The organism is Flavobacterium sp. NLM (assembly GCF_002210235.1).
Taxonomy (GTDB): domain Bacteria; phylum Bacteroidota; class Bacteroidia; order Flavobacteriales; family Flavobacteriaceae; genus Flavobacterium; species Flavobacterium panici.
The window spans coordinates 126,335-150,793 of sequence record NZ_LIAC01000014.1 but is presented as its reverse complement, the minus strand read 5'-3'; the positions used below and the strand labels follow the sequence as shown (position 1 = coordinate 150,793).

The window sequence follows — 24,459 nt, the reverse complement described above, 5'->3', positions numbered from 1 at the left end:
TTAAACTGAAACCATAGTAACATGAAGAAACCTACTACTTTAAAATTAGTTTTAACTGTATTATTTTTTATACAGAGTTTTATTATGTTCTCTCAAAAGGATTTCACCCCTCGCTTTGACCAAAGTTTAAAAGGTGATATGCTCTTGATAGGTAATAATATTTTGAATAGAGATAACAATAAGAATGGTGAGCGGCCGAACAATGCGTTCAATGCGACGAACCAGAACAATAACGACCTTACTATGCAATATATTGATATTGATAGTGACAATACTACGTTTAGTTCGAGTTCGGCAAATTTAACTGTTCCGCAATCTAGTAGAGAATGTTATAAAATAGTATATGCAGGTCTTTATTGGGCTGGTATTTACAGTAAAGGTACTGTTGACAATGGTACTGTAAATCGTGCTAATCTTGGTTCAATTAAGATTAAACTTCCAAATCAAACAGCTTATACGAATATTTCAGGATCATTAATTTATGATTACTATCCAACGACGTCAAATGGTGATCAGATGCCTTATGCATACTATTATGATCTAACAACGATGGTACAAGGATTAGCAAATCCTGAAGGAACGTATACAGTTGCTAATATTATTTCTGGAAGAGGTGGAATCAATGGAGGTTTTTCTGCAGGTTGGAATTTATTTGTGGTTTATGAAGATCCAAAATCATCTGCAAAATATATCACTTCTTTCGATGGTCTTCGTTGGATACAAGCATCTAGTGGACCTGTAACTTATGACTTAACAGGTTTTAAAACAATTCCAACAGGAGTTGTAAAAGCAAAACTGGCTTTTGCTGCTTTAGAGGGAGACGTTAACCTTACAGGGGATAAATACTCTATCAATAATACTGATATTTTTACTACTGAACGTAATGTAAATAACTTCTTTAATAGTACGTTTAATGACGTTAATGGTCCCTATACAGACCGAACACCGAGTAGTGGTAATACGCTGGGATTTGAAGCCGGGATTATAAATCTTAATAATGCCGCAAATGCAATTATTAAAAACAACGATACCTCGGCACAATTAAAGCTTAGTACGGGAGGAGACGGTTATGGACTCTTTTTCAATGCTTTTAACGTTGAGATTATTGAACCGAAAATTGTTTTAACTAAAATTGTAAAAAATAATTTAGGAGCAAATATTGGCGGGCAAAATGTTACTTTAGGACAGCAGTTAAACTACGAAATTGGTTTTAAAAATACAGGTAATGATAATGCTACCTCATTTACAATTCGAGATCAGCTGCCTATTAATATTATTTTCAATTATCCGGCTGATATTGTTTCGTTACCAACTGGGGTAACGGTTCAAAGTTATAATGCAACGACAAGAAATATTGTTTTTGCAATAAACAACAACATTGTTAAAGTTGGTGACCCTGAAAAAATTATAAGCTTTAAGGTTAAGGTTGTTCCTGATTGTCAAAGTTTAAGTGAGGCTTGTTCTAATAGTATTGACAACTCTGCTTATGCAACGTACAAAGGACAGCAAAATACAAGTTTTACAATTTCTGATGACCCGAGTGTTAATACCAATACAGGATGTATTTTAGTTCCAAAAGCGACAAACTTTTTAGTTGGAGTAGATGGTTGTAAATACACCACGAACGTTACACTTTGTGGAGCAAATATTAACTTAACAGCTGCTAATGGTTATTCAGATTATACTTGGTATAGTGATGAAGCAAGAACTATTGAAATAGGAAAAGGACAAGTATTTAATGTAAAAGATCCTGGAACTTATTATGTTTATAATCTCGCTGCTGCACCTTGTAGATCAATCTATCAGTCATTTGTTGTAACAAGATTTGGAGCAACAGTAGAAAATCCGGTAATTCCTTTCGCAGATCAGGTAGTAACTTGTTCTAATGATGGAAAAAAATTACCAAATATTTTCTTGTGTGGTTCAAATGCTGTCAGACAAATTACTACAAGTATTTCTGACGCAACAAGTATTGTTTGGGAGAAATTAAATGAAGGAAGTTGTACTGCTGTTACAAATCAAAATTGTGCCAATGAAAATGCTGCCTGTACATGGGCTAGTGTTGGTTCAGGGCCAAATTATACGGCAAACCAGGCAGGACAATTTCGAGTAACATTAAATTATGCGGGAGGATGTTTCAACCGTTTCTACTTTAATGTTTATACGAATTTGTTAACTCCAACAGAAACACATAAAGATATTATTTGTGGTGTTCCTGGAAGTATTACAATTGGCGGCGTGCCTGCAGGTTATGAATATGCTATCAGAACAGATCCTAGTGGTGCAGTAGGAGCATATCAAACAAGTAATACTTTCAATATTACAACTCCTAACTCTTATACTGTTTATATCAGACAAATTGGTGTTGCTACTAATCCATGTATTTTTTCTGTTCCGGGTATTCTTATTAGAAGCAGAGACTTACAGATTACTACAGCAGTAACTCAACCAACTTGTTACGGAGATAAAGGAAGTATAAAAGTAGGTGCTTTAAATATAGACCCGCAATATTATTATTACTTATATAATAATGCTACAAATGCACTTGTAAATAGTGTTGGGCCTATTGCAGCTTCAGATTATACTTTTGCTAATTTAAATCCTGGAACCACTTACAGGGTAAGAGTTACAAATGCACCAATTGGCGGTACACCAGCTCCAACTTGTAATGTGTCAAGTGTTATTTCTATAAATAACATTGCAGCTCCTCTAGTAGCAACTGCAGCCTTGACAACACCTCTTACAGCATGTAGCGATGGTAAAATTACATTATCGGGTTCAGGTGGAACAGCTCCGTATTTCTTCTTTGTAAATGGATCGACCACTTTCCTTACTTCAAACGAAATTACTTTTACAACAGCTGGAACATATAATATTCGTTTAGTTGATTCTAATAACTGTGAGGCAACAACATCAATTACAGTTACAGGAAATCCTAAGCCTGTTTACAATATAACAAATACAGAAATTAATTGTAACGGCGGTACAGCTCAAATAAATATTAATGTTACAAACGCAAACGGATATACTTTACAATACAGTATTGACAATGGTGCAACATTTAGCACTACTCCTGTTTTCTCTAATTTAACAGGCGGTACTTATAATGTTGTAGTTAAATATACTTTATCAGGAACTACATGTACTGATCCGACAACTACTATTACAATTACAGCTCCTGCAAATGCATTAAGTGCTTCTGCGGGTGTTTCTGAATTAGCAGGTTGTGATCCATCAGGTAATGGTTTTGGTAAAGTACGTATTACAAACCCTCAAGGCGGAACTCCTCCTTACACATATAGCTTTAACGGAGGAACAACTTACGGAACATCAAATGAAGCTTACGTAGCACCGGGAACTTATACACTTTATGTTAGAGATTCAAAAGGCTGTACGTTCGCAATGCCTGGAGTTATATTAGATCCAAAACCTGCAGACCCTACAATTGCAGTTGGAGCACCAGTATTTAATTGTAATGGAACTGCAACAAGTACTGTAACGGTAACAAATGGTGGTGGGGCAAATTACAGCTATGAATATTATTTAGATAATGTTTTAAACACAAATACTCCTTCGAACGTTTTTGTAAATGTTCCATCAGGATCTCACACAGTAAGTGTAAAATACAATTTAGTTTCAGTACCAACTTATAGTAATTTATTACAAGAAGATTTTGGTTCTGGAGGAACTACAACAACTCCTGGTATTGCATCGGCTTACTGTTTCAACGACCAAAGAGTTAACCCTCCATATACTTGTTCTTTAAACGGAACTCCAACTCGTTCTGTTGAAGATAACCAATACTCAGTTACAAGTTTCTTCTGGAGAGGTGATACAGCTTGGTACCACTTTAAAGACCATACAACAAATGGAACAGATGCAAACGGAAGATATTTATTAGTAAATATTGGTGGTGCAGCAGGACCTTATGGAGTTTTATATAGCAAACCAATTATTGATGTTATCCCAAATCAGCCTGTAATGGTTTCCTTATATGTAGGTAACTTATTAAATACAGGTGTAACCGGAGCAGCTCCAATTGTAAGATTCGAATTGGTTGATGGTTCTGGTAATGTTGTTGCTACTGAAGATACAGGTAAAATTGCTGAAGCAGCAAATGATGCTAACAGAACAAAATGGGTTCCAATAAACATCTCGTTAAATCCAGGAAATAACACAAACCTTACTTTCAGAATTCGTTCAGGAAGTACTGAATATGGAGGTAATGACTTAGTTATCGATGATATCTGGGTACGTCAGATTCCAAAATCATGTATTACTCAAAAAGATTTCCCTATTGTTATCGACAGTAATAAAGCATTTACAGCTTCTATAACAGGAGTTAAAAATGTTACTTGTAATGGAGGAAATAACGGAGAAATTACATTAGCAGCAGAAAACTTTAATCTTCCATACGGATTCGATTATTCTATGAATAATGGAACTACCTGGGTAAATTCTAAAGTATCTCCTGTAACTGTAACAGGTTTAACAAGCCAAACCTATTCAATTCAAGTTCGTTTCAACAATAGTGCATCGACTTGTAGCTTCCCATTCTCTCAACCTATTACTGCACCAGCAGCATTAGCAGTTACAGCTCAGGTTACGGCTCAGCCTACTTGTACAACTGGCGCTTCTATTACCGCAACAGTAACAGGAGGGACACCGGCTTACCAATATGAGTTAAGACAATCTAATGGAACTACAGTTGTAGTACCATTCCAAACTTCGAATATATTTACAAACGTTGCTTCAGGAACATATAGAATAGTGGTTAGAGATGCAAACGCTTGTACTTCTCCAGCTTCAGCTACTGTAAATATTAATAATCCAACAGCTCCAACAGCTTCATTAGCTGCGAGTTCAGATTTATGTTATGATTCTACTAATCAGGCAACACTTGTAGTAACAGCTACAGGAACAGGAACTTTAACTTATAGTTTAGACGGCGGAGCTGCACAAACTTCAAATACATTTACGAATGTAGGTCCTGGTACACATAATGTTGTTGTAACAGACAGTAATAACTGTACAGCTACAGTTAGCAACATTGTAATTGCACCTGAATTAGAAGGAAGCGCAACAATCTCTAAAACGTTAGATTGTACTACTTCTCCAAATGCTACTATCACAGTTTCTATTACGGGAGGTACAAGTGCATTTAAATATAAAGTTAAAATAGGTTCAGGAACTTACAGTGGTAGTAACAATGTAACAGGTAATTCATTTGTATATACTGCAACAACTGCAAATACTTATACTTTTGAAATTACAGATTCAAAAGGTTGTATTACTACAACTAGCGCAGTTGTAAATCCAATTTCAAATCCAACAGTTACAGCTACAAAAGTAAATGCAACATGTAATGGAGCTTCAACAGGTTCTATTCAATTAGTCGGAGCAGGTGGATCTGGAGGATATACTTACAGTTTCAACGGAAGTGCAACATTTATTGCTCAATCAGATTACACAGGATTAGCTGCAGGAACTTATACATTCCAGGTAATGGATAGTAAAGGTTGTAAATCTGCAGTTGGAAATATTACTATTACGCAGCCAACAACATTAACAGCTACTGCAAGTGCAACTGCATTTTCATGTAATGCTTCAAATGTTAAACAAGCGGCTACTGTAACAATTGCTGTTCCAACAACAGGTACAGCTCCTTATCAATATAGTTTTGACGGAGGGACAACTTTTACAAGCACGCGTACATTATCTGTAACAGATAATGGAACAAACCAAACTATTTCTTATGTAGTTAGTGATGCACAAGGTTGTAAAACTCCAGTTCAAACAGTTACAATTAACAGATTAAACCCTCCAACAGATTTAGCATTTAGTAATGCTGCGGTTACTTGTACAGCAACTACAACTACAGTTACTGCTACTGCCACGAATGGAGTAGGGACTTTAACGTATGCAATTACATCACCAGCAGCATCTGTAGCAACAAATACTACAGGAGTATTTGCTGGATTAGCAGCGGGAACTTATAACTTTAAAGTTACTGATGCTAACGGATGTTATTATGAAGAACCATATATTATCAATGCTGTAAGTCCAATTTCAGTTGCTGGTAATAAAACAAGTGATGCTCTTTGTAAAGGAGGAGCAACAGGATCTGGAACTTTTACAGTTTCTGGTAATGCAACAGTTGGTGCTTATACTTATACAGTAACACCTCCTGCGGCGGCTGCCTCAATAACAAAATCAGGAAATACATTAACATTAGCAAACGTTGCTGCAGGAACATATTCTGTACAAGTAAGAGACAATGCAACAGGTTGTACAAATACAGCAAGTATTATTATTGCAGAGCCTGCAAATGTATTAACATTTACAGCAGCATCTACTAATGTAAATTGTAATAACGATAATTCACAAATTACAGTTACGGCTGCAGGCGGTACGCCAAATTATACTTACGCTTTCGCGAAAAGCCCATCAACAGTACCATCATCGACTTATGGAAATAGTGCTGTTTTAACAGTAGACACTAATTCTGGAGCTGATTTAGTTTGGGATGTTTACGTGAAAGACGCAAATGGCTGTACAACAAAAAATACAGTTACTATTGCTACAGATAATTTACCAAGCGTAACTGCAGCAATCAATAACCAATGTACAGGTTCAGGTAATTCGTTTACTATTACTGCAACAGGAACAGGTTTAGCTCCGTTGACATATAGTATAGATGGAACTTCTTTCCAAACTTCAAATATTTTTAACGTTGCTGCGGGAACTTACACAGTAAGTGTAAAAGATAAAAACGGCTGTACTGCTTCAGCTCCGGCTGCAACAGTAGTTTATCCACAGTTAACAGCTGTAGGTGCTGTTACAAAAGAATTAGATTGTACAGTTACTCCAAACGCAACAATTACAGTTACAATTGGCGGGGGAAGAACTCCATTTACATATACATCTAGAAAAGGTTCAGGTACTCCAAGTGCACCAAGCGCTTCTATTGCAGGACCAACATTTACTTTCTCAGTTACTCCTGGAAATGCAGACACTTATACATTTGTAATTACAGATGCTAATGGATGTCAGGCTACAGCAGTAACTACAGTAGACCCAATTTCAAACCCAACGGTTACAGCTGCTCAGACAAATTCAAGCTGTAATGGAGCTGCAGATGGTTCAGTTACTTTAACAGGTGCTGGAGGATCAGGTAGTTTCACATACAGTAATAATGCAACAACAGGATTTACTACTAATCCAGTATTTAACGGATTAGCGGCAGGTTCTTATACTTTCTATGTAAAAGACAGTAAAGGTTGTACAGGATCAGTAGCAGTTACAATTACGCAGCCAAGTACTTTAGCAGCTACAGTTGCCGTTGTAGGATTTACATGTAACACTTCAAATGCTAAAGTAGCAGGAACAGTTACTATTAATGTTACAGCAGGAACAGGAACAGCTCCTTACGAATACAGCTTCAATGGAAGCGGATACAGCTCAAATAATGTATTAACATTAAATGACAACGGTGCAGATCAGCCATATACTTACTCAGTAAGAGATGCAAAAGGATGTCCGGTTACAGGTTCAGGAACTTTATTGAGACTAAACCCTCCAACAGATTTAACTTTTGCTTCTCCAGCGGTTACTTGTACAGCTACAAGTACAACTGTTACTTTAACAACAGTAAATGGAGTAGGAACTTTACAATACGAAACAATTGCTCCATCGACAGTAATTAGAGCAAAACAAACATCAAATGCATTCACAAACCTTGCACCTGGATCTTATACTTTCAGAGTTACAGATACAAACGGATGTTATTATACAGAACCTTACATTGTAAATCCAGTTACTCCAATTGCAATTACTGGAAATAAAACAAGTGATGTTTTATGTAGAGGAGGTTCAACAGGATCTGGTACTTATACAGTTTCTGGTAATGCTGTAGTAGGTGCTTATACATTTACTTTAACAGCAGGAACTTTAGGATCAGGAACATTAACAAAATCAGGAGATACATTAACATTATCAAATGTTGCTGCAGGAACTTATACTGTTCAGGTAACAGATACTGCAACAGGATGTACTAATTCTGCAAGTATTGTTATTGGTCAGCCAGCGGCTGCATTGGCAATTACGACAGCAGTTGCTACAAACGTAAATTGTAATAATGATAATTCAAATATTACAGTTACAGCAACAGGAGGTACTCCAAATTATACTTACGCTTTCGCGAAAAGCCCATCAACAGTACCATCATCGACTTATGGCGCTAGTAATGTTTTAACAGTAGACACTAATTCTGGAGCTGATTTAGTTTGGGATGTTTACGTGAAAGATGCAAATGGCTGTATTGCTAAATCAACAGCTACAGTTATTTTGGATGGAATGCCGGCTATAACTAATGTAACGGTTAACAATCAATGTACAGCTTCTGGAAGCGGATTCACTATTACTGCAACTGCTACAGGTTTAGCTCCATTGACATATAGTATTGATGGAACTTCTTTCCAAACTTCAAATACATTTACAGTTGCTGCGGGAACTTACACAGTAAGTGTAAAAGATAAAAACGGCTGTACTGCTTCAGCTCCGGCTGCAACAGTAGTTTACCCACAATTAACAGCAGCTGGTACAGTTACAAAAGAATTAGATTGTACAGCTACTCCAAACGCAACTATTACAGTTACAATTGGCGGTGGAAGATCTACATATACTTACACAGTACAAAAAGGAGCTGGTGCGCCAAGTGCAGCAAGCGCACCAATTACAGGACCAACATTTACTTATACAGTAACACCTGCAAATGCAGATACTTACACATTTGTAATTACAGATTCTAACAGCTGTACGAGAACAGCAGTTGTTACTGTTGCCCCAATTGCAAATCCAACGGTTACGGCTGTTCAGGTAAATGCAAGCTGTAATGGCGCTGCAGATGGTTCAGTTACTTTAACAGGTGCCGGAGGATCAGGTAGTTTCACATACAGTAATAACCCAACAACAGGATTTACAACTAATCCGGTATTTACGGGATTAGCAGCTGGTACTTATACTTTCTACGTAAAAGACAGCAAAAACTGTTCTGGATCAGTAGCAGTTACAATCACTCAGCCTATAACATTAGTAGCAACAGTTGCAGTAGTTCCATTTACATGTAACACTTCAAATGCTAAAGTTGCAGGAACAGTTACAATTAATGTTACGGCAGGAACAGGAACTGCTCCTTACGAATACAGCTTCAACGGAAGCGGATACAGCTCAAATAATGTTTTAACATTAAATGACAATGGTGCTAATCAGCCTTATACTTACTCAGTAAGAGATGCAAAAGGATGTCCGGTTACAGGTTCAGGAACTTTATTGAGACTAAACCCTCCAACAGACTTAACTTTTGCTAATCCGGCTGTTACTTGTACAGCAACAACAACAACTGTTACTTTGACAGCAGTAAATGGAGTTGGAGCTTTGCAATACGAAACAATCGCTCCATCGACAGTAATCATTGCTAAACAAACATCAAATTCATTCGCAAATCTTGCACCTGGATCTTATACTTTTAGAGTTACAGATGCAAACGGATGTTATTATACAGAACCTTACATTGTAAATCCAGTTACTCCAATTGCAATTACTGGAAATAAAACAAGTGATGTTTTATGTAGAGGAGGTTCAACGGGATCTGGAACTTATACAGTTTCTGGTAATGCTGTAGTTGGTGCTTATACATTTACTTTAACAGCAGGAACTTTAGGATCAGGAACATTAACACAATCAGGAAATACATTAACATTATCAAATGTTGCTGCAGGAACTTATACTGTTCAGGTAACAGATACTGCAACAGGATGTACTAATTCTGCAAGCATTGTTATTGGTCAGCCAGCGGCTGCTTTAGCAATTACTACAGCTGTAGGAACTAATGTTAATTGTAATAACGATAATTCACAAATTACGGTTACAGCTACAGGCGGTACACCAAATTATACTTACTCTTTCGCGAAAAGCCCGTCAACAGTTCCAACTTCAACTTACGGAAATAGTGCTGTTTTAACAGTAGATACTAATTCTGGAGCTGATTTAGTTTGGGATGTTTACGTGAAAGATGCAAATGGCTGTATTGCTAAATCAACAGCTACAGTTATTTTGGATGCAATGCCAGCGATTACTAACGTAACGGTTAATAATCAATGTACAGCTTCTGGAAGCGGATTCACTATTACTGCGACTGCTACAGGTTTAGCACCATTAACTTACGGAATTAATGGTCCAACTGGAGCGTTCCAAACAAGTAATACTTTCTCAGTAGCTGCAGGAACTTATACCGTTTATGTAAAAGATAAAAACGGATGTATTGCTGCGGCTCCGGCTGCAACAGTGGTTTACCCGCAATTAACAGCTGCTGGTACAGTTACAAAAACATTAGATTGTACAGCTACTCCAAATGCAACAATTACAGTTACAATAGGCGGAGGTAGATCTACATATACTTATACAGTACAAAAAGGTGCTGGTGCTCCAAGTGCAGCAAGTGCACCTATTTCGGGACCAACATTTACATACACAGTAACACCTGCAAATGCAGATACTTATACATTTGTAATTACAGATTCTAACAGCTGTACAAGAACTGCAGTTGTTACAGTTGCTCCTATTACAAACCCAACAGTTACAGCTGTTCAGGTAAATGCAAGCTGTAATGGAAGTTCAAATGGTTCAGTTACTTTAACAGGTGCTGGAGGATCAGGCGGATTTACATATAGCAACAATGTTGCAGGACCATTTGCTGCAAATCCGGTATTTACAGGATTAGCTGCAGGTTCTTATACTTTCTATGTAAAAGACAGTAAAAACTGTACTGGATCAGTAGCAGTTACAATTACGCAGCCTTTAACATTAGCTGCTACAGTAGTTGAAGTTCCGTTCTCATGTAACACTTCAAATGCTAAAGTAGCAGGAACAGTTACAATTAATGTTACAGCAGGAACAGGAACTGCTCCTTACGAATACAGCTTCAACGGAAGCGGGTACAGCTCAAATAATGTTTTAACATTAAATGATAACGGAACTAACCAAGCTTATACTTACTCAGTAAGAGATGCAAAAGGATGTCCGGTAACAGGTAATGGAACTTTATTGAGATTAAACTCTCCAACAGATTTAACATTTGCTGCTCCGGCAGTTACTTGTACGGCTACAACAACTACTGTTACTTTAACAGCGACAAATGGTGTTGGAACTTTACAATACGAAACAATTGCTCCATCTCCGGTTATCATTCCTAAACAAACATCTAATGCTTTTGCAAATCTTGCACCAGGTACTTATATGTTTAAAGTTACCGATGCTAACGGATGTTATTATACAGAATCATATACAGTTAATCCGGTAACTCCAATTACTGTTTTAGCTAGTAAATTAAGTGATGTATTATGTAACGGAGGAAATACAGGATCTATAAGATTAACTGTTTCAGGTTTCGGTTCTACATATTCTTATACAGTTAATGGAGGTACGGCAGTAACAGGAGTTAATACTGGAACTGTAACTTTACCAAATTTAACAGCAAATACTTACGCAATTGTTATTACAGATGAAGTAACAGGTTGTACAGCTAACGCTTCGATTACTATTAATCAACCGGCAGCTGCTTTATCTGCAACTTATGCTGCGGTAAATGCTAACTGTTTTGTTAGTACTTCAGCAGTTACAGTTACAGCAACTGGAGGAACGCCTATATACAGATATTCATTTGTTCAGGATGGTGCTGCGGTAGGAGCTTATTCAAACAATAACAAAGCAAACTTAGATCCAGCTGTTAACTTAAACTGGGACGTTCACGTTATAGATGCAAACGGATGTACATTTAAATTAGATATTACTATAGCTAAAGATGTTGTTCCAACTGTTACAGCTTCTGCAGCGGGTCAGTGTTTTGGTGTAGGAAGCTATACTATTACAGCAACTCCGGGAGTTGGACTAGTAGCACCATTGAGCTACAGTATTAATGGAGGAGCTTCATATCAGGCAGGTAACACGTTTGTTGTTACTACACCTGGAAGTTATACTATCAGAATTAAAGATGGTAACGGATGTACAGCAGATAGTAATGTTGTTTTAGTAAATAACGCATTAACACTAAATGCGACATTAGACAAGGACATTACATGTTCAGTTCCAACTGATGCTCAAATTACTTTGACACCAGCAGGAGGAAGCGGACCATTTACTTATACAGCTTCTCCTAATACAGGAACAATTGCTGGAAATGTATTTACAACTAATACAGCAGGATCATACACTTTCACAGTAACTGATTCTAGAGGTTGTACAGCTACATCTACTGCGGTTATCGTTACAACTCCAGTTAATCCAGACATTACAGGAGTTACACAAACTCAAAGTATAAACTGTAATGGTGATGCTACTGCAGCAATCGCTATTACAATCGATAATACACAAGGACAAGCACCATTTGTATATACTGTTTTAAATACAACTACAGGAGTTAATTACGGTTCACAAACTTCTGGCCTAGCTGCTGGTAATTATGTAATTACTGTAACTGATGCAAAAGGATGTACAGATACAGATAATATTAATATTGCTCAGCCAACACCAATCGTAGTAAACAGAACAATTACGCCTATTACTTGTGGTGCATTAGGTGTTTCATTAGGAGCTATTACAATTACTTCTGTTACAGGAGGAACTCCTAATTATACTTATCATGTAACCGGAGTAAATGGATATAACAAACAAATTACAGGTCAAACTGGAGCTTCAGTTGTTTTCGAAGTAGTTGACTTTGGTTTATACCAAATTATCATTACAGATGCAAATGGTTGTACTAATATAGAGCAAAATATATTTGTTGCTTCACCGCCAAATGATCTTGATATTACAGTAACACCACCGCCAGCTGATTGTTCTTCTTTAGGTTCAGCAGTTGTAGCTATTGGTGCTGCATCTACTAATATTACAGGTAATGGGCCATTCCACTTCGCTGTTTACACAGGTCCTGGAATGACTTATACTTCTCCAACTACTTTACCGTGGTATGATGAAGACGTTTTAGGAGTTCCTGCAGGAGTAAACCCAGGAAGTAAAAAAACAAGCATACCAAACTTATTACCAGGAGTTAAATATACTTTCATCGTTCATGATGCAGGAACAGGTTGTTACTACTATGAAACAGCTCAATTCCCTATTCCAACTAACTCTACTTTAACTGTAACTGGATTAACAGCTAACAATGTTACTTGTAAAGGAAGCAATAATGGAAATGTTTCATTGACAGTAAATAGTACATATCCAACACCAACGCCTATTAGTTATGAGATATTCAATTCTTTCACTATGGTTACTACAGGTGTTACCGGAACAGGTACAGTACCTGCTAATGGTTCACTTCCAATTAACAACATTGGTGCATTAGGTTTTGGAAATTACGTTGTTGTAATTAAAGAAACTGCAGGTGGAACTAATGCAGGTTGTAGTGTTGCTAGTAATACATTTAACATTACTGAATCTGCTATTGATTTATCAGTTACGGCTTCAGTTACTAAAAATGCAAATTGTAATCCAAACTCTGGTGTAATTACAGCTGTTGCAAAAGACGGAACAGGTCCATATACATATCAATTATTATTGTCTACAGATCCTGCACCAACAGCAGCTTCTACAGGTTGGGCTTCTGTAAATACATTTAACAGAAATGCAGGAAACTACATTGCTTACGCAAAAGATGCTTATGGCTGTATCAAATTCGCAGCTATTACATTAAATAAAGATGTCGATCCAACAATTACAGCACCAGCTGGAATTTGTTATGACGGTAATCCATTCACATTTGCAATTTCTGGAACAGTTGATCCAGCAGTTGGAGGAGCTACTTACAGCGTAAACGGAAGTACTTTCCAAACAAGTCCAAGCTTCACGTTTAATGCTTCAGGTACTTATACTTTAGTAATTAAAGATGGTAATGGTTGTACAGCAACTACAACTTATGAAGTTAAACCACAGCTACACTTAAGTGCAGCATTAACAAAAGAACTAGATTGTACTGTAACTCCAGACGCTCAAATTACATTAACAGCTACAGGAGGTTACAACACAGCATACACTTATTATTATTCTACTGATGGAGGTCTTAACTATACCTTGATGCCATCAAATGTTCTAACAACTAGTGTTTTAGCTAACTATATGTTCAAAGTAAATGATGCTAAATTGCCAACAGCATGTGAGGCAACTACTACTTTAACATTAGATCCTATCCAGCCTACATTATTTACTACTGTTGAAACACATGTAAGTTGTAATGGAGGTACAGATGGAACAATTACGGTAAATGTTACTTCAGGAGTTGGTCCTTATCAATATCAATTAGATGGTGGAGCTTTCCAAACATCAAATGTATTTACAGGATTAGCGGCAGGTACTGCATATACTATTACGGTAAGAGATGCTAAATCTTGTCTTTATCCAGGTACGCCAATCACAATAACGCAGCCGGCAGCATTAACAGCAACGTCTGCTTTAACTACAGCATTGACATGTGCTGCAGGAAATGTACCAACAAAAGCAGTAGTTACTGTAACAGCTGCAGATGGTACTGCTCCATACTTATATAGTTTTGATAACGGTGTAACTTATACAAGTACAAATACATACGAAGCTTTTGCTGGAACAACATTCAATGTTTTAGTTAAAGATGCTAAAGGATGTATATTCACTTTAACAAATGGAGTTAATATTCCAGCGTTAAATCCGCCAACAATTACAAACATTACTGGAACACCAATTTATTGTGCTCCGGCGGCTAGTACTACAAGTACAGTTACTATCACTACAACAAATGGTGTTGGTACTTTAGCTTACGCAATTTTATCACCAGCTAGTGCAACTTCAAATGTTTCAGGTGCTGCTAGCGGAATATTCACATTATTAGCTCCGGATACTTACTTATTTGAAGTAACTGATGCTAACGGATGTAAAGATCAAAAATCATACACAGTTGCTCCGGTAACTAATATTACAGTTGCAGGTCAATTAGTAAGTAATGTAATTTGTAACGGACAAGCAAATGGTGCCGTTAAATTCACAGTTGCAAACTTTGGAGGAACATATACTGCAACATTAACAGCAGGAACAGGTACGGTAACACAAACAGGAAATACTGTTGACGTTACAGGATTAGTTCCGGCAACATACACTCTTCAGGTTACTGATGATATTACAGGATGTATTGCAACTGCTTCAGTTGTAGTTACTCAGCCAACAGCTCTAAGCATCAACTTGGTTAGCAACGTAAATGCAAATTGTAATTCTGGTGCAAAAGTTGAAGTTATTGCTTCAGGTGCAACACCAAACTATACTTACGCATTCGTTCAGGATGGTGTTACTCCGGTAGCTGCAGATTACACAAATAGTGCAAGCGCTGTATTAGCTCCGGCTACAAACACATTATGGGATGTTTATGCAAAAGATGCAAACGGATGTACAGTTAAATTAGATGTAACAATCGGTACAGATGCGTTACCAACAATTGACTTAACTGCTTCAGTATATTGTTATACAGGAGGTCCAGTACCAATTACAATTACTGGAACTTTTGTAGGAGCTACAGCTGAATACAGTATTGGTAACGGATTCCAGTCTAGTCCTAACTTTGTATTGAATGCACCAGGAACTTATACATTCTCGATTAAAGATGTTAATGGCTGTATTGTTTCAGTTCCTTATACATTAAACCAACAATTATTATTAAATGCTACTTTAACGCAAGATTTAACTTGTGCAGGATCAGCTAGTATTACATTATTGGCAACTCAGGGAACTACAACTTACACAGGATTTGAAGTTGACTTTAACGGAGGTGGATATGTTACTGCAACATCACCTTACACGGCTACTGCTGCTGGAACTTACACTTTCAGAGTAACAGACAGCCAAGGATGTCAGGCACTTTCTATTCCGGTAGTAGTAACTCCAACAACAACTCCAACAGCAACATTAGCACAAACAAACGTAAGCTGTATTGGAGGAAATGACGGAAGTATTACTGTTACTGCTGCAAATGGAATTACTCCATATCAGTACAGCATTAATGGAGGAGCTTTCCAAACATCAAACATATTCACAGGATTAATTGCAGGAACTTACAACATCGTTGTTCGTGACGCTAAACAATGTTCTTCAGTAAGCGTACCAGCTACAATTACTCAACCGACAGCTTTAGCTGCAACAGCTGTGTTAACGCAAGGATTAACTTGTGGTACAGGAAATGCTACTCAACCAGCAGTTGTCACAATCAATGTAACTGCAGGAACAGGAACAGCTCCTTACCAATACAGCTTCAACGGAGGAACAAATTATAGTACAACAAATACGTTGACTACTTATAATGCAGGATTAGTTACAGCTTACGTAAAAGATGCTAATAACTGTATCATTGCAGTGCCAGTTACTATCACTATTCCAGCGTTGAATGCGCCGACAAATATGGATATTAACGGAACACCAATTTATTGTGCTCCAGCGGCAAGTACAACAAGTACAGTTACAATTAGTAACGTAATTAACGGAGTTGGAACACTTCAATATGAGATTCTTTCTCCAATTGTTGTGGCGAAACAAACTTCAGCGGTATTTGCAGGATTAACTCCAGATACTTACTTATTCCAGGTGACTGATGCTAACGGTTGTACTTACCAAGAATCATATACTGTTTTACCGGTAACTAACATTACAGTTGCAGGTCAATTAATAAGTAACGTTACTTGTAACGGAAGTGCAAATGGAGCAGTTAGATTTACTGTTGCTAATTATGGAACTTCTTATACTGCAACATTAACTGCAGGAACAGGTACATTAACTCAAACAGGAAATACTGTAAACGTAACAGGATTAGTTCCTGGAACATATACAGTTCAGGTTGTTGATGGAACGACAGGATGTACAGCAACTGCTTCTGTAGTTGTGGCTCAGCCAACAGTTCTAGGTCTTAACTTAGTAAGCAACGTAAATGCAAATTGTAATTTCGGTACAAAAGTGACTGTTTTAGCAAACGGAGGAACACCAAATTATACATACGCATTTGTTCAGGATGGTGTTACACCAGTTGCTGCAGATTATACAAATAGTGCAAATGCAGTATTAGCACCAACAGTAAATACTCTATGGGATGTTTATGCTAAGGATGCAAACGGATGTACAGTAAAACTTGATGTAACAATTGGTACAGATGCATTGCCAACAATCAATTCATCAGTTGGATTATATTGCTACACAGGAGGTCCAGTACCAATTACTATAACAGGAACAGGTGTTGCACCTTTAACATACAGCATTGGTAACGGATACCAATCTAGCCCTAACTTTGTATTGAATGCGCCAGGAAACTATGTATTCTATATTAAAGATGCTAACGGCTGTATTGTTTCAAGCCCTTATACATTACGTCAGGAATTGTTGTTAAAAGCTACTTTAACACAAGATTTAACTTGTGCAGGATCAGCGAGTATCACATTATTGGCAACTCAGGGTACTCTTACTTACACAACATTCGAAGTATCGTTTAACGCGGGTGCATATGCTGCTGTAACATCACCTTACACGGCTACAGCTGCTGGAACTTATACTTTCAGAGTAACAGACAGCCAAGGATGTCAGGCAGTTTCTATTCCGGTAGTAGTTACACCAACGACAACTCCAACGGCAACATTTACACAAACTAATGTGAGCTGTATAGGAGGAAATAACGGAAGTATTATTGTTACTGCTGCAAATGGAGTTGTTCCATATCAGTACAGTATCAACGGAGGAGCTTTCCAGGCTTCAAATATATTCACAGGATTAGTTGCAGGAACTTACAACATCGTTGTTCGTGATGCTAAACAATGTTCTTCAGTAAGCGTACAAGCTACAATTACTGAGCCGACAGCTTTAGCAGCAACAGCTGTGTTAACGCAAGGATTAACTTGTGGTACAGGTAATTCAACTCAACCTGCGATTGTTACTATCAATGTAACTGCAGGAACAGGAACAGCACCTTACCAATACAGTTTTAACGGAGGAATAAATTACAGTACAACAAATACGTTGACTACTTATAATGCAGGTACAATTACAGCTTATGTAAAAGATGCTAATAACTGTATCATTGCTACGCCAGTTACTATCACTATTCCAGCGTTAAATGCGCCGACAAATATGGATATTAATGGAACACCAATTTATTGTGCTCCAGCCGCAAGTACAACAAGTACAGTTACGATTAGTAACGTAGTTAATGGTGTAGGAACACTTCAATATGAGATTCTTTCTCCAATCGCTGTAGCAAAACAAACTTCAGCGGTATTTGCAGGATTAACTCCAGACACTTACTTATTCCAAGTGACAGATGCTAATGGTTGTACTTACCAAGAATCATATACTATTAATCCGGTAACAAATATTACAGTTGCAGGTCAATTAGTAAGTAATGTGGTTTGTAATGGACAATCAAATGGAGCGGTTAAATTTACAGTTGCAAATTACACAGGAACTTACACAGCAGTATTAACAGCAGGTACTGGTACATTAGCTATAACAGGAAATACTGTAAATGTGACAGGATTAGTTCCGGGAACTTATACAGTTCTTATTACTGATGCAATTACTGGATGTACAGCTACTGCTTCAGTAGTTGTGGCTCAGCCAACAGCTATAGCTCTTAACGTAGTAAGCAACATAAATGCAAATTGTAATTTCGGTGCTAAAGTTGAAGTTCTTGCTTCTGGCGGTACTCCGGTTTATAAATATGTATTCGTTGAAGACGGAGTTACTCCAAATGTTTTAGATTACGATACTGTTGCAAACGCTGTATTAGACCCAACTGTAAATACACAATGGGATGTTTATGCAATGGATGCAAACGGATGTACAACTAAAATTGATGTAACAATTGCTACAGATGCATTGCCAACAATCAATTCATCAGCTGGATTATATTGCTACACAGGAGGTCCGGTGCCAATTACAATTACAGGAACTTATGTTGGAACACCAACATACAGCATTGGTAACGGATACCAATCTAGCCCTAACTTTGTATTGAATGCGCCAGGAAACTACACATTCTATATTAAAGATGGTAACGGTTGTATCGTTTCAAGCCCTTATAAATTAAATCAGGAATTATTATTACAAGCTAGTTTAACACAAGATTTAACTTGTGCAGGATCAGCTGTTATTACACTATTGGCAACTCAGGGTACTCTTACTTACACAGGATTCGAAGTTGACTTTAATGCAGGAGGATACTTCCCTGCAACATCACCTTACACGGCTACAGCTGCTGGAACTTATACTTTCAGAGTAACAGACAGTCAGGGATGTCAGGCAGTTTCTATTCCGGTAATAGTAACTCCAACAACAACTCCATCAGCAACATTTACACAAACTAATGTTAGCTGTGTAGGAGGAAATAACGGAAGTATCATTGTTACTGCTGCTAATGGTGTTGTACCATATGAGTACAGTATCAATGGAGGAGCCTTCCAAGCTTCAAATGTTTTCACAGGATTAATCGCAGGAACTTATGACATCGTTGTTCGTGATGCTAAACAATGTTCTTCAGTAATCGTACAAGCTACAATTACGGAGCCGACGGCTCTTGCTGCAACTGCGGTATTAACTCAAAGTTTAACTTGTGGAACAGGTAATGCTACTCAGCCAGCAATTGTTACAATCAATGTAACTGCAGGAACAGGAACAGCACCTTACCAATACAGTTTTAATGGAATAAATTATAGTGCAACGAACACATTCACTACTTATAATGCAGGAACAGTTACAGCTTCGGTAAAAGATGCTAATAATTGTACAATTGCAGTACCGGTAAGTGTTACAATTCCGGCACTAGATGCTCCAGTAATCGATTCTGTAACAGGAACAGATATTTGGTGTACACCAGCTGCTAACACAACAAGTACAGTTACTGTAACTGTTTCACATGGTGTTGGTGCATTACACTACGAGATTCTTTCTCCAGCTAGCGCCGTTACAAATGTTTCTGGTGCAGCAAACGGAATCTTTACAGGTCTAACAGCAGATACTTACTTATTCCAGGTAACAGACGCTAACGGATGTAAAGATGATATCTATTACACTGTTGATCCATTAGTAAACATTACAGCAGCAGGTCAGTTAGTAAATGACGTAAGCTGTAACGGAGGTTCAAACGGATCAGTGAAATTTGATGTTGACAATTTTGGCGGAGCTTACACAGCTGCTTTAATTGGAGGACCAACTACAGGAACTTTAACTCAAGTTGGAAAAGTAGTAACGCTGACAAACTTACCAATCGGTACGTATACAGTAGAAGTTACTGACACAACAACAGGATGTACAGCTTCAGCTTCAGTAACTGTTGGTCAGCCTTCAGTATTAACATTGACTGTGGCTTCAAATGTAAATGCTAATTGTAATTCAGGTGCTCAGGTTAGTGTAACAGCTGCAGGGGGAACACCAGATTATAAATATGCTTTCATCGCAGGAGCAGGAACTCCAACATCAGCAGATTATACAAACAGTAATAATGCTGTTTTAGATCCGTCAGTAAGCTTAAACTGGAGAGCATACGTATTAGATTCTAAAGGTTGTGAAACATTTATCCCAATAACAATTGCGGTAGATCCATTACCAACTGCAATAACAGCTAATGTTACTAGCCAATGTCCTACGGCAGCAGGTGAATATACATTTACAGTTACTGTTGGTTCTGGTGTAGCACCTTACGAATACAGTATTGGAGCAGGATTCCAAGCAAGCCCTACATTTACTGTAAACGCTGCAGGAACATACGACGTAACAGTAAGAGATGCAAACGGATGTACAGCTACAGCAACTGCTGCAGTAACGATCACTCCGGGATTACAGTTAGAGACTACAGTTACAACATTACCAAGTTGTACATTTAATAATGGTGTAATTACTGCTACTGCAACAGGAGGTTCAGGAACAGCTAATTATAGATATACTTTAGACGGAGGTGTAAGCATAAATACTACACCGGCTGTATTTAACAACGTTGCTCCGGGTACACACGTTATCAGAGTGAGAGATGTATTAACAACTTGTGACTTTAACGTTACAATCGTAATTGATCCGGCAACAGTTATTACTGGATTTACTTTAAACGGAACAAATGTTTCTTGTAGAGGTAATTCAGATGGTTCAATCACGGCTAATTTAGCTCCAAGTGCACCAGGCGTAAACGATAACCCGGTTTATACGTATACATTAACAGGAACTACAGCTTTAGGAGTAGCGGTTAACAGACCAGCTCAGACTCAAAACATTTTTGATAACCTTCAGGCTGGAGATTATACGGTAACAGTAACTTCTGGTAGAGGTTGTGTGGATTCTGAAGATATTAGAATCAGCGAACCAAACCTAATTACAGTTAACGCACCAGTTATCACACAATACAATTGTACAACTGGAACAAACGTTTCAAACTATGCAGTTATTACAGTAAATAACGTTGTTGGTGGTTCTGGAGTTTATACAATCTATGAGTTCATTAAAGGTGGAGTTGTAGTTCAAAGAGGTCCATCAAATGCTTACAGCGAGTCAGACTTTACAGGTGGTGACTATACAGTAAATGTTTACGATGATAAAGGATGTATGGGATCTAGTACAGGAATAATTAGAGTAAATCCTTTCATTCGTTTAGATCAAATAAATGTTGCTGTAAATACTGCTGTAACTTGTATTTCTAATGAAGATATTACTGTATCGGTAACATCTATTGGAGGAACACCAGCAATATTGAATTACAATGTTGCCGGAACTGATGGAAATACATACAATCAGTCAAATACAACTGGTGTCTTTACAGGATTAACTATCGGAAATTATTTAATTACCGTTACAAACCTTGCTACAGGATGTTCAATTGTACAAGCACATTATGTTAATGATCCTAATACTTTTGATATTAATGTAACACCAGTTAACGGACAAATCTGTTACGGTACTGCAAACGGAAGCGTTGATTTAACTTTTGTAGATAATCAGTTAAACCCAACAAATGATGCAGGTGCATTCAACTATGTAATTACAGGACCAGTTCCAAGTAACGGAACAACAACAAATGCAGGTCCGGTTAGTATTTCTAACTTAACTGCTGGTCAATACACAGTTGTTGCAACACTAGTAAACAACCCATTCTGTACAGTTTCTACATTGTTCACAATTGAGCAGCCAACAGCAGCTCTTACAGTAACAACAGCGAAATCGGATATTACTTGTGTAACAGGAAATAACGACGGAGAAATCACTGCTTCAGCAGCAGGCGGATGGGATAATAAATACGAATACCAATTGGTATTGAATGGTACAACATTAGTTGACTACTCAGCTCAATTCGTGTGGTCAGGATTATCAGCAGGTAACTATACAATTAACGTTAGAGATAATGTAGGTTGTATCGCTACAGCAACAGAAGTATTAGTTGTTCCGGCACCAATCGTGGTTACTGCATCAGCAAGTGCTACAACACTAACATGTTTTGGAGATAAAACTGCAATAATTACAGTAGACCCTCCAACAGGTGGACAAGGAAGTAACTATCAGTATACTTTAAATATTCTTTCAGCAAATCCAGTTATTAGTTCTGGACCACAACTTAGCCCAATATTCACAGGTTTAGGTGCTGGAACTTATAGTATTACAGTTACTGACGGATTTAGTTGTTCTGCAACTTCAGCAAATATTGTGATCAATGAGCCAACAGAGGTTATTCCAACTTTAGTTGAAGCTAGTTCACAAACATGTTTAACTCAGGCAACACTTACATTAAGCGCAGTGGGCGGAACAGCTCCTTACACTTATAGTACTGATGCTAATTTTGCAACAACTATTGGTTCATTCAATGCATCAGTTACGTTCCCGGTTGCTGTTGGTAAATACAGCTACTATGTAAAAGATGCTGCAGGATGTGTAGGTTATGTTTCTAATGAGATCACAATTGATCCTCTTGAACCGCTTAACATTGAGGTTGATGTAACAAATGCAGTTGTAAAATGTACAGGTGAAGCTACGGGAGTTATCGTAGCAGAAGCTAAAGGAGGTTTAGGAAACTATATCTATACATTAGAGAATACTGCTGGAACTATTATCCAAGGTCCTCAGGCTACTGGAATCTTCGAAGACTTAGTAATTGGAGATTACATTGTAAAAGTAGAAAGTGGAGATTGTGATGATGCATCTGCTGTAATTACAATCAACGAGCCGTCAGTTGCTTTACAAGCTGTGTTTACGCCAACTAATGTTACATGTTTCGGTGAAAACAATGGTAAAATTGTAGTAACTGCAACAGGAGGAACAGGAGTTATTAAATACGCAATCTCACCAGATCTAAATCAGTTTGATACAATCAGTGTGTTTGATAAACTTGCTCCAGGATTGTATACTGTAATTGCGCAAGATGAAAACGGATGTTATGTAATGACAGATATCACAATCACGCAGCCAGCTGCACCGCTTATAGTTACAGCAGGCTCAATATTAGGAGAACAATGTAAAGGCGACTTAAATGGAGAATTTACAATTGATATCACTGGTGGAACTGCTCCTTACACAGTAAGTCTTGATTTACCAAATGGTCCTTTTGATCCAATTACTGGAACTCAGCATACATTTGATGGTCTTGCAGGAGGTAAGCATACCGCTTATGTTAAAGATGCAAATGGATGTAACTTTGAAATTGAGGTTCTTGTGCCATTGGCAGTTGACATCAATCCAATAGCAGAAGTTGTTTACGGTTGTGAAACTAATACAGTGACAGTAACTATAGATCCTTCTGTAGATCCTGCTGATGTTGATTACTCTTTAGATGTTATAGCTGGTCCATATCAATTATCAAATGAATTTAAAGATGTATTACCTGGTGATCACGTAATTTACGCAAGACATACAAACGGATGTATCCAGCCAACAGCAAGTTTCACAATCCAGGCATTTGATAAATTACATATTCAATTAGCTGGAGGACAACAAGAAATGAATATTGTTTCTTTAACTGCAATTGGCGGAAGACCTGCTTATGAATACAGTTTTGACGGAGGTCCATTTACATCTGAGACTAAATTTAAATATTATGAGTCTAGAGATTATGTAATTAAGGTAAGAGATCAAAACGGATGTATTGACACAATTACAATACCATTGACTTACATTGATGTTTGTCTTGACAATTACTTTACACCAAACGGAACTCACAGTGGTTGGGGACCTGGTTGTACAAATATTTACACTAATCTTGAGTTTGCGATCTTCGATAGATACGGACGTCAGATTGCTAAATATCATTATGGTCAAAAATGGGATGGTAGATACAATGGCGAGGAATTACCAACAGGTGATTACTGGTATGTTCTTAAACTTAATGACGTGAATGATGCAAGAGAGTTTGTTGGACATTTCACTTTATACAGATAA

Annotated in this window: 1 protein-coding gene; it reads left to right on the top strand. The window is 37.5% G+C overall.

Annotated elements, in window-relative coordinates; genetic code table 11:
* Positions 1 to 21: 21 nt before the first annotated feature.
* On the top strand, positions 22 to 24,459 hold the full coding sequence (locus APR43_RS17400) for a T9SS type B sorting domain-containing protein (RefSeq protein WP_088636422.1): 24,438 nt from the start codon (positions 22 to 24) through the stop codon (positions 24,457 to 24,459).